This window comes from Spirosoma aerolatum (genome assembly GCF_002056795.1).
GTDB lineage: Bacteria > Bacteroidota > Bacteroidia > Cytophagales > Spirosomataceae > Spirosoma > Spirosoma aerolatum.
On sequence record NZ_CP020104.1, the window covers coordinates 6,159,508 to 6,174,174 of the forward strand.

Annotated in this window: 12 protein-coding genes; all 12 read right to left on the minus strand. The window is 52.9% G+C overall.

The genetic code is table 11. From position 1 onward, the window contains the following. Positions 1-9 precede the first annotated feature (9 nt). The 12 genes from B5M13_RS25560 to B5M13_RS25615 all read right to left on the minus strand — a co-directional run bounded on the left by B5M13_RS25560 (position 10) and on the right by B5M13_RS25615 (position 14,663). Positions 10-1,680 carry a sulfatase family protein gene (locus B5M13_RS25560; protein ID WP_080058371.1) on the minus strand — a complete coding sequence of 557 codons (1,671 nt, stop codon included), beginning with the start codon at positions 1,678-1,680 and terminating at the stop codon, positions 10-12. 48 nt (positions 1,681-1,728) lie between these two features. Further along, on the minus strand, positions 1,729-1,962 hold the full coding sequence (locus B5M13_RS25565; RefSeq protein ID WP_080058372.1) for a hypothetical protein: 234 nt from the start codon (positions 1,960-1,962) through the stop codon (positions 1,729-1,731). A gap of 323 nt (positions 1,963-2,285) precedes the next feature. Beyond that, positions 2,286-2,870, minus strand: coding sequence for an RNA polymerase sigma factor (locus B5M13_RS25570; protein WP_080058373.1), 585 nt, complete (start codon positions 2,868-2,870; stop codon positions 2,286-2,288). A 17-nt stretch (positions 2,871-2,887) separates the two neighbouring features. Further along, entirely contained in the window at positions 2,888-4,345 is a 1,458-nt protein-coding gene (locus B5M13_RS25575; RefSeq protein WP_245860100.1) for a GH39 family glycosyl hydrolase, read from the minus strand. Positions 4,346-4,433: 88 nt separating this feature from the next. Beyond that, positions 4,434-6,296, minus strand: coding sequence for a heparinase II/III domain-containing protein (locus B5M13_RS25580; RefSeq protein WP_080058375.1), 1,863 nt, complete (start codon positions 6,294-6,296; stop codon positions 4,434-4,436). After that, positions 6,284-7,300 (minus strand): zinc-dependent alcohol dehydrogenase, encoded by a 1,017-nt coding sequence (locus B5M13_RS25585; protein WP_080058376.1) that lies wholly within the window; start codon positions 7,298-7,300, stop codon positions 6,284-6,286. Before B5M13_RS25585 ends, B5M13_RS25580 begins: the two co-directional genes overlap by 13 nt. A 112-nt stretch (positions 7,301-7,412) precedes the next feature. Then, positions 7,413-7,802, minus strand: coding sequence for a VOC family protein (locus B5M13_RS25590; protein WP_080058377.1), 390 nt, complete (start codon positions 7,800-7,802; stop codon positions 7,413-7,415). Positions 7,803-7,806: 4 nt separating this feature from the next. Next, positions 7,807-9,912, minus strand: a complete 2,106-nt coding sequence (locus B5M13_RS25595; protein ID WP_080060078.1) for a heparinase II/III domain-containing protein — start codon at positions 9,910-9,912, stop codon at positions 7,807-7,809. Positions 9,913-9,919: 7 nt separating this feature from the next. Continuing rightward, positions 9,920-10,639, minus strand: a complete 720-nt coding sequence (locus B5M13_RS25600; protein ID WP_080058378.1) for an RraA family protein — start codon at positions 10,637-10,639, stop codon at positions 9,920-9,922. After that, on the minus strand, positions 10,636-11,337 hold the full coding sequence (locus B5M13_RS25605; RefSeq protein WP_080058379.1) for an SDR family oxidoreductase: 702 nt from the start codon (positions 11,335-11,337) through the stop codon (positions 10,636-10,638). Before B5M13_RS25605 ends, B5M13_RS25600 begins: the two co-directional genes overlap by 4 nt. Positions 11,338-11,482: 145 nt before the next feature. Further along, positions 11,483-13,213, minus strand: coding sequence for a sodium:solute symporter family protein (locus tag B5M13_RS25610; RefSeq protein WP_245859495.1), 1,731 nt, complete (start codon positions 13,211-13,213; stop codon positions 11,483-11,485). A 13-nt stretch (positions 13,214-13,226) separates the two neighbouring features. Next, complete coding sequence (locus B5M13_RS25615; protein ID WP_080058380.1) at positions 13,227-14,663, minus strand: GH39 family glycosyl hydrolase; 1,437 nt, start codon at positions 14,661-14,663, stop codon at positions 13,227-13,229. Positions 14,664-14,667: the final 4 nt, after the last annotated feature.

Sequence of the window (14,667 nt, forward strand, 5' to 3'; positions counted from 1 at the left end):
TATTGCAGTTTATTCTTTCATTTTCAGCTCTTTACTGGGCAAATAGCCAATTCGCTGCGCAACGACCCGTAATGAATCGCCCGGCTGGAGCATCAATATCTGGCCACTATATACCTGCCAGACATTGGCTTGATCCGTGCCATGTTTGAGAATATACCCTACTGAAGCCCCCGGTGTAGCGCATCGAATACGAATGGTATGCCCGGTTTTTACCAGTTCTGGCGAAGCGGTTTTTGGGGGCTCATTTCCCCCATTCCACATCTGTTTTAGCATGGCTGCCTCAGAAACAGCGCTCTTATCCCCCACCTTTTTCAGCCAGGCATCCATCTGGCCACGTAATTCCTCAAGCTTGGCCTTGTATTTCGGATTGTCGACCAGATTGGTAAACTCATCGGGATCAGTTTGGGTATCGCATAGTTCTTCGGCGGGTTTGGTCGGGCGGAACCACATCATCTGGGTTGCGTTCAGTTTGCCTTCGTCGCGGAGTTGCAGCAGTTCCTTCATCATCGGCATATTCAGTCGGAATTCAATGTTCTGGTAGTACGGTTTTTCGGGCATGAAATTCCGGTAGTACTTAAACCGCCCATCGCCCACGGCCCGTACCCGATCTACCGGCATATCCATCCGATCTCGCCCGGCAAAAATGTAGTTACGTGGTGATTTAGCCTCCTGCGCTCCTAAGAAAGCCTGCCCCTGAATATACTCAGGAATCGGAATGTTGGCCAATGACAGCACCGTAGGCGCCAGATCGACAAAGCTAATGAGTTGGTCATCTATTGATCCCACACGGCCAGCGCCTTTGATGCGGAACTGCTCAGGAATCCGAACAATCATGGGTACACGTAGCCCCCGGTCATACACTTCCCGCTTCACGAAGGGGAGTCCATCGCCGTGATCGGAATAGAAAAAGATAATCGTGTTATCGTAGAGGCCGTCGTCTTTGAGTTGCTGAATGATGCCGCCCATGATCGAGTCCATCCGCATTACGTTGGTCAGATTTCGGGCAATGTCATGTCGTACGGTTTTGGTATCAGGATAATAGGCTGGGACGATCACCTCTTCGGGCCGAACCAGCAGCGGCTCCTTTTCCCTTGACCAGATTTGCGACTCATGGGTTATAACGGAGTTAAAGATGGCAAAGAAGGGCTTACCAGTAGGCCGGTTTCGCCAGTGGGCTTTTGGGCTGCTTTCGTCCCATACCGTAACGGGAGGCAGAAACTGGTAATCCTGTTTTACATTATTGGTACAGTAATAGCCCGCTTTACGTAGGTATTCCGGAAAGCAATGGACATAATCTGGAATCACAGCCGAATACGTTTTCACGGGCGAAAATTTATGCGGATACGGATCGCCCTGTAGTGTACGCATGTGCTGAGTTCCGATCGACATCTGATACATACCCGTAATAATGGACGACCGACTGGGTGCGCAAACCCCAGCCGTTGAATACACATGCGAATACCGGACGCCTTCAGCAGCCAGTCGATCAAGATTAGGTGTTTTCACCTGCTTGTCGCCAAAACAGGCCAGATGATAGGACATATCCTCGCAGGTAATCCAGAGAATATTCGGACGTTCAGGTACCTGAGCCGCTGGCTCGCGAATCGAAAAAGAGGCCCAACCCGATAGCTGGGTAGCCAGACCTACCAGAATGGCAAACAGTGGAAATCGATAAGTCATAGGAAGCTATTTTTAGACAGCATTAACAGGCTTGGAAATCACTGACAATCAACTGGCTAATCGGGTGAGAAAAAAAAGTTTTACATGTTTTAATTCCATTTTTTCGGGGGGTTTACGGACGCGGATGGTAAGTGTTGTCGGCCCAGCCTTCAATGGGAGCCAGCCTACGGACTTCGGTATCCACTTATCAGAGGTAAGACCATCAATCGCTTTCTCTACCGATACGTCGCCCGCCGAAACCTGTAAAACCGGCTCTCCAACGCTTTTCCCCTGAAGAGTCAAGGTGATGTCATAATTGCCTGATCGTATGCTACTGGAATTAGTAGTCGCTAAACCAGTATGAATACCTATCTTAATGATTTATTAGGCTATAACCGGGGCGCCAGAGCGTAAGGAGAACCAGTTTTTACGCCTACAAACGGAAGCCTACCAAACCGTTATTCAAATCGCGGAAGAACAATTTCATAACCCTATCATAAAAAAGCCGGTCCGCACCGGCGGACCGGCCAAGCGGCCGAAAAGTTAACTCGTCGCTACCTTAGTGGGTTTACTATCTGTCCAACTCAATCAGTAGCATGCGGTTGCGTATTGGCCTGTGACCATTGTTATAAAGCACCCAGTTTCTCTAATGATTTCTGCACATAAACCCGTAGACTCTTCAGGGCTACGTTGAGAGTGTTGTAGACCGTTTTTATGGATATATCCATCACCTCAGCGGCTTGCTGATACGTCAGCCCTTTCATGTACACCAGATAAAGTATCTCTTTCTGGCGCTTGGGCAGTTTGTTCAGTTCTGCCCTGACTACCCAGTTTTGCTGGTCGGCCAATTCCCGTTCAACCATGGCCTGCTCATAGGACTGACTGAAAAGATCGGCCTGATCAAAATGGTACTCCTCCGAAGACAACCGCTTCAGCCGACTTACTGCATCCAGCAACCGACGGCGCAAAGCCCGGTAGAGATAGAACCGGATGTTATCGGTAGCACCCAGCCGATCCCGGTTTTCGTATATATGCAGAAACAAGCCGTGCAGGCAATCTTCAACGAGAGGCTTGTTCCGAACCAGGTTATACCCATACCGATACAAATCTGCCGCAAACAAATCATAGAGCTGCGAGAAAGCGTCGCGGCTTCCGGCACGACAGGCATTCCACAACTGGACGTGTTCGCTGGTAGTCAGTCGGTTATTCATGGATGGACGGTAAAGAGTTACTGAAATGTCACCAGGCTTTTATCGGCAATCAGGATGGGCGCGTCGTAGATCGGGATGTCCGTAAAGGTGTAGAGGCTGCCCGTTTTTTTCCATTGACTGGCCGGAATTTCGTACACGCCACCCGTAATGATGTCTACGTAAACCGGCGTGTCGAGGTTGGCGTTGGAAAACGTGAACGACAGGTTGCGGGTTGCGTTCGACTCGACGGGAATGTAATCGTTCGCCCAGATTGTAAATAGCTGTTTCTTTGTGTCTTTATGCTGGTAGCCATACACGGCCAGGCTCCGGTCGGTACCCGGCGAAAAGGTCATTTCGGCCTTGTTTTCAGGAACAAACGTCCGATTGAAGCTTTGCTCCAGCTTTTTGATGCGTTGAAGCGAATGGTCGAAGATGGCCGTCACGTTCTGAATGGCATAGTAGGCGATTTTGGGCCGGATCGCCCGTTTCGTCGAATCAGACTTGATAATCCCTTTGTAGTTGAGCCGATGAATGGGCCCGCTGGTATACGCCATTTCAATGATACCGAACACACTCGATTCAATGTCGTGCCCCAGATCGCCCAGCATCCGGCGGGTGTCCCATTTGGCCTGCGTCAACTCCGACCACTCGTAATCACCCAGGGCCCCCCGACCAAAACCGGGACTCGATGGCGCACCATTTTCGCCCTGTCGCAGTGGAATAGTGGGCGCGTATTTATCCAGGACAGCCCGTAACTGCATTACTTTCGGATAGTGCGAATCGGGGTTGTAGGTATAGTCGTGGTAGGTAAAATTATCGAAGAGGTTGATCTTCTTTTTCTCGGCTAGCACCTTGAAAAACCGGTCTGCATAATCCAATCCGATATGTCCCAGTGCCAGCCCCGACACCTTTGCTTCGGGTTGGATGCGCTTGATAATGTCGATGGTTCGGATATTCAGGGCAGCCGCTTTTTCGGGGGTGTTCTCCTGATTGTCGCCAAAGTTGGGTTCATTCCAGATTTCCCAGTCTACCACTTTGTCTTTATACCGTTTCACCATCGCTTCCACCCAGCGGTCCCAGGCTTCCAGTGCTTCGTTAGAGGTAGGCACTCCGGCACCCAAATTCGACCCACCCCCATTAGGATAATTATGGTTGCCGTATGAGGTTTGCAGCCAGGGTTTCAGCCCCCGTTTATGAGCGTCATCAATGATGTGGTCAAGCCATACCCAGTCATATTGACCCTTTATTTTTTCGGTTTTGTCCCAGCCAGCCTGCATCCTCAACCGCTTGATTCCCAGCGGAACGAGATATTCCTTATACTGGTCATAATCGGTAAAGTCGCGGTCCATCGTCTCGCAGCCGATTAGCCAGTTAGAAGATTCAATTTCTCTGGTCGAGCGGGGCTTCACGCTACCCAATCGGGGCAGAGAAATTGAAAAATCTGTTTTCACCCGGTCTTTCGATGTATCAATGGACTGAGAAAAAACCGCATCCATTTGGATTGCGAGCAAACAAAGGGCAGTAAATGTGATGTTAACGAAATTGGTTGCCATGTAGGAGATGAGTTTAACAGACAGTCCGGGATTACTTCTGTTGCGCTGGTTCGTATAGACTTCCCGGAATGATCTGAACTACTAGTTTAGTGGTGCAATTGGCTGGCGACGCCAACCGAACGACAATCCGGCTCAAACCCGGATTGGGGGAATCCTGCGGATTTTTTGCTTCCGAAACATCCTCAATGTCGATGGTTCTACCAACCGACGATTCAACGATTAAGGCTAGTGACTTACCATCCTGACGCAACAGCAAGCCGTTCGGGGTCCGGGTTATGGCTGCTTTGGTGAGCCACTGCCACGACGCTTCAACGGGTTTGTTACCGGTAGACCACTGGTCTTCAATGGTCACCGACCGGTCGGCATTGAGCGTCAGGTCGCGTTGTACACGAACGACCTGGTTCCGGTAAAGGGATGTCAGATCGACCGAGTTTCCCAGGCTACCCTTTTTTGTCGGTAACGGATTGACTTCGCCTTTGCCGGTGATGTCCTGATAGGCTCCATCAAACCGGAGGATGTTGTGCCCTTCCGGACCAACCCGGAATGTAGACCAGCGGGTACTGTTTTGGGCATAGCTCCAGAGATCGAGTTTTGCCGCCCGCATCTTATCGTAGCTTTCCGTTCCCAGGTCCAGTGCCCAGCGAACGCCATCGGCTTCGAGTACAAAACTGCCTACATCCATGTGCGCGTGGGAGTGATTGGGCGTCCCCCCTTTCAGGGCCACAAAAGTTGCCAGCGGGTCATTCCAGGCCGAGCGCATCACGACCATAGGCAATACGCCCTGCGAGGTCCAGTGGCGGGGTGATGCCGTCGTGGAGGGTGCGGCCAGCGTGGGCTCCCACCACAGCAGTTCGAGGGGCGTATGCCGGTTGGGATGAACGCTGGATTTGGTATTCGAAACAGCCGCCCTGTACAATGTATTGACAGCGACAAGCTCCTGCCGGACGAGATCCGGGCGACGGGTTTCGCGCGCAAACCAGATCATAATAGGCTCGTTCTGTGTTTCGAGGTGATAGTCGGAATAGTTGAAATCCAAGCCGCTCGGCCCCACCATTTGCAGGTTATAATCAGCGGTTTTGAGGAAGCCGGGAAACTGTTCCAGCCCAAAGCTGGTGCCCAGTGTCGACCGCAGTGCTTCGATAAGCAGCACATGAAACGTAGTGCCGTACGACCAGTAACTAGGCCCTTCGGGATAGGCTCCGTCGGGTGCATAAACGGCTCCGGCATGGGGCAGGTTTTTAATGGCCCGGTTAATAATTTGTCTGGCCAGTTCGGGTTCCCGTTCGGCAATGGCCAGAGCGCCCACTGTTAGTCCGCTGTGGCACACCTGCGTCCAGTTAAAATCACCATCTACCCAACTCCCGTTTCCCTCCGTAACGTCCAATGAGGGCAACAGGGCGTTTTGGACAATGGATCGGGAAATTTGATCGCGTTCATCTGGTGTCAGCTCTGCATACAGCCAGTCGAGACCGATGCCAGCCGCCAGTGCTCCTTCGCCTACGTCCAGAAAATGGTTCGGAGCCCAGTCGGGCAGGGCAGCCAATTGAAGGAGCTCCTGCCGAGCCCTGTTCAGAAACCGTTCGTCGCCCGTCAGCCGGTAGCTCATGGCAAGTACGATTATTCGTCCCTGTACCTCACGCATTGGCCCGAATTTAAAACCTTTCGACGGGTACACGATCTGCTCGGCCGTCAGTGTTTGTTCGGCGGTTTTCCGAATGTAAGCCCGCAGTTGTCGGGAGACCGAGTCGGTCTGGTTTTTCACCTTGACAAACCGGGTGGCATTGGCAAACAAACGTGGGTGGTCGGGTAGGTGCTGAAGCTGTACCTGCGCGTTGGCAAACGTACTCAGCCAGTGTAGCAGCCAGACTCCCCACAAACGGTTTAGAAGTCGCATTGGAGCAGGTATTTCATCCCGGCAGGATTGTTGTCAATGGTTTCAAAAACCGCCTGTGCGTCGGCTAAAGGCGAAATCTGGGTAATCAGCGTGTTGAGCGGCAGCGTATCCGAAGCAGCCAGCGCAATAGCTTCATCGAAGTCTTCGGGTTCATAAACCCGTGCCCCAATCAATTTTAACTCGCGCCAGAAAAAACGGAACAGGTCAACGGCTTTGGGTTCAGCATGGATGGCGACCATGACGATTCGCCCCCGCACCCGCGCCAGTTGCGTCATAGCCGTAACGCCAGCCTGCACGCCCGATACTTCAAAGACAACATCAGCCATTGCTCTATCGGTAAACTCCTCCACCCAGGCAACCAGATCCGTTTCTTTGGGATTGACGGTCACCAATCCCATCGACTCGGCCAATTTTAACCGGGCTTCATTGACTTCTGAAATGAGTACTTTAGCACCTTTCTGTTTAGCAACCAGCGCAATCAACATGCCGATAGGCCCCCCACCAATGATTACAACGTTTTCGCCAGCTTTCACTTCGCCAAGCCGCACATCGTGACAGGCGACAGCCAGTGGCTCTACCATTGCGCCAATCGTAAGGGGCAGGTCGTCGGGTAGCCGGTGGAGGGTGTACGCAGGTACGTTCCAGTACTGCTGCATACCGCCGGGGGTATCGATGCCGATGAATTTCAAGTTCTGTCCTATGTGCTGAACACCGTTGTCGACCGCCATTTCCTGCCCTGGCTTGAGTGGCCGAACGGTTACCCGGTCGCCGGGCTGCCAGCCCGTAACCCCCTCGCCTACCGCGTCTATTTCGCCCGACACTTCGTGACCAATCACCTGCGGCAACGTGAGCCGTTGTGCCATTGCCCCGTGATAAATGTGAACGTCGGTGCCGCATACGCCACAGTATGCCACTTTCAGACGGACCTCGCCAGGTAATGGCGGCAGCAGATCTACGTCCTGTAAATCAAAGGTTTTATTGCCGATATAATTGAGTGCTTTCATATGATAAAGAGCGAAATCGGACCGCCGAAGCGGAATGAAAGAGCGAAAGAGTGTATGAGTGCATGAGAGAGAATGAAAGAATGTGGAACACGCCAACCACATATTCGCTCATTCACTCTTTCGCTCTTTCTAAAATTTGTAACATGTTCCCATCGGGGTCAAACAGGTTGCGGACTTTGCCGCCACCGATGGCATTGATGACCGAACCGCCCCAACGAACCCCTTTTGTGTCGAGAAAAGCGATGGCTTCGTCGATGTTTTCGACGCGCAGGGCCAGGTGCGACCAGCCGGGTGTCCAGGTGGTACGTTCGGGACGAGCGGTGTCGTCTTTGGGCATTACTTCGAGCAGTGTACCATCGGGCGCTTTCAACATCCAGACCGGCTTCTCGTGGCGAAACCACTTTTCGTAGCCGAAGACATCGCAGTACCAGTCGGCGAGGGCCTCCACATCGTTGGCCGCTACGCCGGGGTGGTCGATGCCCGTAATTTTCAGTTGACTCATTGGCTTAGATGCGAATCAGGGAATACGTAGTGTCTTGCGGTACGACATCCCACCGCCGACCATGTCCCGAGATCAGGGACAGGTGACAGGTGGCTTCGTCCTGGACGATCAGCGTCCATTGCTTCTGGTCATTCGATAGGGTAAAAGCGTTCGCTTCCTGCTTTAACTGCCATTTATCCAGCACAATAGCCTCATCAAGAGCAATTGCATGAACGACCGTACGAGTGGTTGCTGGGGCCGATTCTGTCCAGCGATAAAGCAGGCCACTACCGGGCTTCCCTTCACCGTACTGGTTAGGTTCAACGTGGTAGGCATCATGCACATAACCATAGACCGGATGACCGATGGTACCGTTACCGGTGTGGAATAACTTCATCCCCGCTTCGTTTCGCCGAACGGTTAGGCACTTGTGGTGCGCATCGGCCTGCGCCTGTCCGTCGCGGTTATTGACGAGCCAGTTCCAGACTGTTGTCACGGGTTGCGACGCTTCGATCCGGTCAATGACGAACAGAACGTGGCTACCTCCCATGAGCCAGAACCGTGAAAAGTTCTGAATTTGCGCCCCATACGTCGTCCCAACTTCTGACCCCACCACGGAAACCGCATCATCCCGCTCAACGAGCAATCGCCGGTTGCCCCGGTCGACGGTTGGGCCAGGTACGCCGTTGACCAGCAGCCGTCTAGGCAGTACGCTTTTCTGTTCCAGCATGATGGCTTTGGCCTTGTCTTCCTGTAGCCCCAGTGTTTCCGATTCCAAGAGGAAGGTGCAGGTATTGTGCGTTTGGGTGCTACTTTCCAGTCCGTGAATCAGGTTCCGGTAGCAGCTATGGCCGGGATCGACCAGCAGCCGTTCGCGGTTGTGAACCAGGATAAAACTGTTCAGATCGCCGTGCAGATGACCGGGTCCGTAGAGTCCGTCGCCACCGCCGTTTATAGCCACGATGGTCTTGCCCACCCAGGCATCCCGTATAAACGTGTGGCCGTTGCTGAATGCGGTCGTCAGGGGTAGTCCCACTTCCTGGGGACTGGTAGCTTTTGTTTCGTGAGTCAGCAGTGGCAGGGTTAAAAAACCCCAGTCGTTGTGCATCCCGAAGGTAGCCAACTCGTGCGGCCCCTGCGTGAAAATGGGCTCATAATAGGTGGCGAACAACCCACGGGCCAGTCCTTTTTCTTCAGCTGAATCGCTGCGTGCAGCCAAGTGCAACAGCAGATCGCCCGATGGTCGGAAGAGGGCCGCACTGTCGTTGAAATTGGCTGCACGGGCGCGGGGTTCGGTTCCCCAGAAAGCACTACCATTGTCGGTAAGGGGTTTGGTATAGAACATACAGCTGGCTACCCACCGAATGCCTTTTCCGTAGGCTCCTACGTTGAGTAATGCCGCTTTTTCGGGGTATTTTCGGCAAAGTGATTCGTAGGAAAGCATAAGCGCAAAAGCCAGGTAATTTCCGTATTGCAACGACTCCCCATAGGAGCCGTCGGGTTGAAAGGCCAGCGCACACTGTTGCCATTCCGATACGTATTGATCAATCAACTCCTGTTCGTCAAGAACCGCTGCCGCTACTAGTATACCCGATGTCAGGATACCCCGCCAATTGGCCAGGTGCATATTTTTGTCGATCCACCGCCGACACAGGGCAATCCCTTTTCCGGTCAATGCTTCCCGGATTTCGACTTGCTCCGACTCAGAAAACGCATCGCGGGCCAGGTCATAGACGGCACTCAGTGCCCAGCACAGATGCGCCGTTTCGAGGTGACCCGTCAGCGATTCTGAATGGTCGCGGAAGGCAGGCCCGACCCAATCGTAAGTGGGCGTCCGGGTAATGTCGAGGGTAACGGTACGGAGCCATTTGGCCAGCCGTTCTTCAGGGAAAAGTGCGTACAACATAGCCGCGTCGGACAGGTACTCGGCCGCCGGGTAATACCAAGCCACTGTGGCGTCGGGACCGAGTAAGCCTTTGGTGGCTACCCGCTCATAAACACGCTGGTGCAAAGCCGACTTAAAACGACGCAGCACCGAGTCACCCGTTCGTAGCCCATCCAGAATCCGGGAGCGGTCAGACTCGGACAGAAAACAAGCATCCAGCTCCCGTATAGGTGACTCAATTTGCATAGCTGTATCAGAAATAGCCTCCATTCTTTACGACGTCGGTTGGTTTCATGCCGCTTTCGACCATTTCCCGGATTTCGTCTTCCTTGTGCATAATCTTCTCAGCGGCAATCAGCACCTCGTAGGCGATATGTTGCGGAATCGAGATCACCCCGTCGATGTCGCCGAATACCCAATCGCCGGGCTTCACAGTCACTTCGCCCATGAGCACGGGTTTCTGGTAGTGGTGCATCCGGAAACGACCCAGCATACCCGTATTGGCTTTGTACTTATGAAAGACCGAGAAACCCAGTTCCAGAATAGCCTGCGTATCGCGGATGCCATTGACAACGGCGCCCCGGCAACCAATTCGCATGGCGGCCATGGTCATCACTTCGCCCCACTGCGAGGTGACGGTATCGCCGGTGCAGTCCCAGACAACCACGGAATCCTGATGTAGGTCTTCGAGCATTTGCGCGCGCATTTCAAACTCACCGTCGGTGGTAATATCGGGACCACCTTTCACGGTGAAAGCCAGGCCCGCCATTTTCATGGCTTCCCGGAGGGGGGCAAACTCCGGCGGCAAACTGGTGGCGTGCATGTTGTAATTAAACCGCAGCACATCGTTGACCGCGCCGGTGTAGAGTCGCAGGTATCGCTCCCGCATCTCGGAAACGGGGATGGGGAAAGGCGATGGAGCAACAGCCTGGCCGTTGCCGTTCGTATGGGTATGGAGTGTGTTCGTTATCATCCTGCCAGAAAATTCATGTTGTCGAAATTGATTTCACGGATCACGACGTAATCCGGTTGGTTGAGCACAAACGTGATCACGCTGGCCACATCTTCCACCTTTAAAAACTTTTCGCGGGGCACCTTACGGTCACCCCAGTAATCGCTATCGGTAGGGCCTGGGTTTACGTCGGTCACTTTGATACCCTCTTTAATAACCTGATCGGCCAGGCCGCTGCTCAGTCCCCGTGCACCAAACTTCGAGGCTGCATAGACCGGCGCGTTGGGATTGGTGCGCTGACCAGCCATCGAAATAACGGTTAGAATATGCCCCTTTTTCTTCGGCTTCATCACCTTCAGGGCTTCGCGGTTGCAGAGAAATACGCCCCGCATATTCACGTTCATCATTTGCTCGTAGGCATCCAGCTCGGTTATGGAGAGGTCGGTTGTCAGCATGCCCATGCCCGCGTTGTTCAGGAGCACGTCGATGGTACCGAAGGCGTCCAGGCAAGCGGCAAATCCGGCCTGTACATCCGCTTCCAGGCTCACATCACCTTTAAAGGAGCGCAGGTTTTCGTGCTGCACTTCATCGGCAAGCTGCCGGGTTCGGCTGAAATCAAAGACATTCGCCCCTTGTTCGAGCAATTGAAGGGCCGTGGCTCTGCCAATACCACCCGACGCACCGGTGATAAAGCACACTTTATTGTCGAGGTAACTCATAATTTTAAGGTTGTAATTCGAATAATCTTAGGTTTTTGCAGAGTGGACAATTTTACCCCACCCCAACCCCTCCCCTTAAACCAGGGGAGGGGCTAACTTCGGCAGTTTGTAAGTTCCTCTCAATATTTAAAAGGAGGGGCTAATTTCAACGGCTTGTAAGCCCCTCCCCTTTTTTTAAGGGGAGGGGTTGGGGTGGGGTCCCTGTAGTTTCTTCCTTGATAATAGCCGTTACCTTTCGCGCTTTTGACCATAAACCGTAAGCGAGAATGAGGCATAGCGTACCAGCGCCGAGGGCCAGTTGCCCGCTTAGCATGTTCCGTGATGGAAATCCCATAATCACAAACATCAGGCCCGTCAACCCGAACGCAATGCCGTACATAAGCTTGATCGCGTCTTTGAAAACGTCCTGATCGTTTGAATCGGCTTCGGCAACAAATGGCACGGCCAGCTTATGAAAAAAGGCGTTTACCTTCGCATTGTAAGCTGCATCCTTCGACGGGAAAAAGCCCGATACGATAAAGAGTACAGTACAGAAGGCAATCTCGATCAGGGTGGCGGCTTCCCAGCTGATGGCTTTGTTCATGTTCAGGACAAAACCTAGCGCAGTGCCCAGAAACAGCGTAGCCAGGGCGCCCCAGGGCTGTGGTTTTCGGAGGAGAATCCCGAAGATAACCGGTACAATCATGGGTACAGCGAAGACCCCCGCCAGTAGTTTGTTGGCTTCAAAAGCCCCCCCAAATCCACCCACGAAAAGCGCCCCGACCGTCACGGTGAACCCAACCAGCAGCGTCATCAACCGACCCACCAGCAGCGACTCTTTTCCACTCGCATTGGGGCGAAACACCCGCTGGTAAATATCGCGGGTCAGTACGCTGGCCGTTACGTTGTATTCGGCACTCAGCACCGACATGGTAGCTGCAAACATGGCCGCAATCATCAGGCCCATAATGCCTTCGGGCAGCAGCTTGAGGCACAAGCTTACATAGGCCATTTCGGGGTTGTCCAGCTTCGGTAAGATGACCCTGGCGGCCAGGGGCGGAAACAGGAAGATGACGGGGAAGATGAAAAATAAGACAGACGAAAGAATCGCTAGTTTCTGTCCGTCGGTTTCGTTTTTAGCACTGTAAAAACGCTGAATAAACGTCCAGTTGCCGCTGTACCGGATGATGATCAGCACGTAATAGGCGATCAGGAAAAGCGGCATCCCTTTTTTGCCGTTGAACCAGGTCATATTCTGCGGCATAACCGCCTGCATATGCTCGAAACCACCGGCGGCATTATAGGCCAGCGGCACCAGGATCAACGTAGCAAAAAAGAGAATAACGAACTGCACCACATCTGTCACGATCACCGCCCAGAAACCGCCCACCACCGTGTAGAGCGTCACGACAATGCCGCAGCCAATAACCGCTGTCTCGAATGGAATACCCGACGCGGCCGTTACGAACAGGCCAATCGAGTAGAGCTTGATCATATCGTCGAGAAGTTTGAAGGCGACACCACTCCACGAGAAAATCTGCCGAATGGGCGCGTTGTAGCGGGTTTCCAGAAATTCGACGGGACTCAGGATACCCGCCCGTTTCCAGCGTTTGGCGAAAAAGAAAACGGCAATCAGCGACGGAAAAATGGTGCTCCACAGCACCGTGATCGCCACCAGCCCATCGGAGTAAGCGATGCCCGCGTAGGCCACGAAAATAAAGGTACTGAATTTAGTCATGAAGTTGCTAATACCCCCGGCAATCCACGAAACGCCACTCCCCCCCTTGAAATAGTCATTAATATTTTTGACAAATCGGCCTAAAAAAATACCAATCCCCGACATCATAATCATGTAGAGAATGATGGCTGTGTAATCGAGTGCTTTGAGTTGACTCATAAGGGTATAGCGGCTAAAAAATCAGTGTTGATTGATCGGCAATCAGAACCGGCGAATCGTAGACCGGTAGGTTTCTGAAGGTGTAGGTAGTGCCCGTTTTCGTCCAGTTTCCTTTCGGAATTTCGTAGACGTGCCCCGTCAGTAGATCCACCCAGACCGGTGTGGTAAAATTCCCGGATGAGATGGTTATGTCGATGGGGGTTGTCCTGAACACATTGTTGGGCGTCTTACTATCAAACCAAAGGGATACAAGCTGCTTTTTTCCCGCTTTCCGGTGATAAACAAACGTCGAAATCGGCTCTATCGCGGTGGTGGTGACGGTTGCGGCCGGGGCTAGCTCAAGGCGGCTGTCGAAAACAGATGTAAGGTTCTGCACTGCGTAATACGCCACTTTGGGGCGAATGGCCGTTTTGTCCAGATCTGACTGAATTAACCCCTTCGTATTCAGCACGGGCGGATTAAATGCGTACCGAATGTCGATGATGGTGAAGACCGACGTTTCGATGTCGCGGCCCAGATCGCCCAGCAGTCGGCGCATGTCGTATTTAGCCTGGCTGTATTCCGTCCAGTAATATTTGTCAAGGGCAAAGCTGGGTATGTAGCCCGATGGCGCCCCGTTTTCGCCCTGCCGCAGCAACAGCGTTTTTGAATACTTGCCGATTACGGCTTTCAGCGCCATCACCCCTTTGTACGAATCTTCGGGTCGGAAGTCGTAGCTATGGTACGAAATCCACTCGAACAGAGGGAGCTTACCCTTGTCGCTAATGACCTTCAGAAACCGATCCAGGTACGCGGTATCGGAATGCGACGCAAAGGCCAGTCCGGCAATTTTGGCATTCGGCTGAATACGTTTAATGATGTCGGCGGTACGGATATTGAGTTCAGCCGTTGTTTCCGGGGTGATTTTCTGTAGGGGATGGTCGGGTTCATTCCAGATTTCCCATTCATGTACCCGGTCCTTGTAGCGGGTTACCAGTGCTTCGACCCAGCGGTCGTAGGCCGCATAGCCTTCGGGCGAAGTCGGCATACTGTTGAGCAGATTCGTACCGCCCCCACCTTCATAAATGGGGTTGCCATACGATGTTTCCAGCCAGGGTTCAATCTTGTTAGCCACGGCAAAATCAATCACCTCATCGAGCCATTTCCAGTCGTACACGCCCTTCTTCGGCTCACACTTGGCCCAGCCTGCCTGCAACCTGATTTTTTTGGCTCCCAGCGGAGGCAGGTACGCCTTGTAGGCATCGAAGTCGGTATAATCGCGATCCAATGTCTCACAGCCGACCGTAATCCTCGACGATTCGATCTGATTCGTAGACCGGGGCTTCAGCGTTCCAATTCGTTTCAGGCTAACGGCCAACGGCGTTTTCACCCGCTCGGCAGCGGTGTCGATGAACTGAGCAGCAGCGCTGACCGAGCAAAGAAAGAGGCAGGTAAATAGGATTCGTTTCATAAGT

Coding starts and splice junctions, on each gene's coding strand:
- B5M13_RS25560 (WP_080058371.1), bottom strand. CDS start 1,680: ATGACTTATCGATTTCCACTGTTTGCCATTCTGGTAGGTCTGGCTACC.
- B5M13_RS25570 (WP_080058373.1), bottom strand. CDS start 2,870: ATGAATAACCGACTGACTACCAGCGAACACGTCCAGTTGTGGAATGCC.
- B5M13_RS25575 (WP_245860100.1), bottom strand. CDS start 4,345: ATGGATGCGGTTTTTTCTCAGTCCATTGATACATCGAAAGACCGGGTG.
- B5M13_RS25580 (WP_080058375.1), bottom strand. CDS start 6,296: ATGCGACTTCTAAACCGTTTGTGGGGAGTCTGGCTGCTACACTGGCTG.
- B5M13_RS25585 (WP_080058376.1), bottom strand. CDS start 7,300: ATGAAAGCACTCAATTATATCGGCAATAAAACCTTTGATTTACAGGAC.
- B5M13_RS25590 (WP_080058377.1), bottom strand. CDS start 7,802: ATGAGTCAACTGAAAATTACGGGCATCGACCACCCCGGCGTAGCGGCC.
- B5M13_RS25595 (WP_080060078.1), bottom strand. CDS start 9,912: ATGCAAATTGAGTCACCTATACGGGAGCTGGATGCTTGTTTTCTGTCC.
- B5M13_RS25600 (WP_080058378.1), bottom strand. CDS start 10,639: ATGATAACGAACACACTCCATACCCATACGAACGGCAACGGCCAGGCT.
- B5M13_RS25605 (WP_080058379.1), bottom strand. CDS start 11,337: ATGAGTTACCTCGACAATAAAGTGTGCTTTATCACCGGTGCGTCGGGT.
- B5M13_RS25610 (WP_245859495.1), bottom strand. CDS start 13,213: ATGAGTCAACTCAAAGCACTCGATTACACAGCCATCATTCTCTACATG.
- B5M13_RS25615 (WP_080058380.1), bottom strand. CDS start 14,663: ATGAAACGAATCCTATTTACCTGCCTCTTTCTTTGCTCGGTCAGCGCT.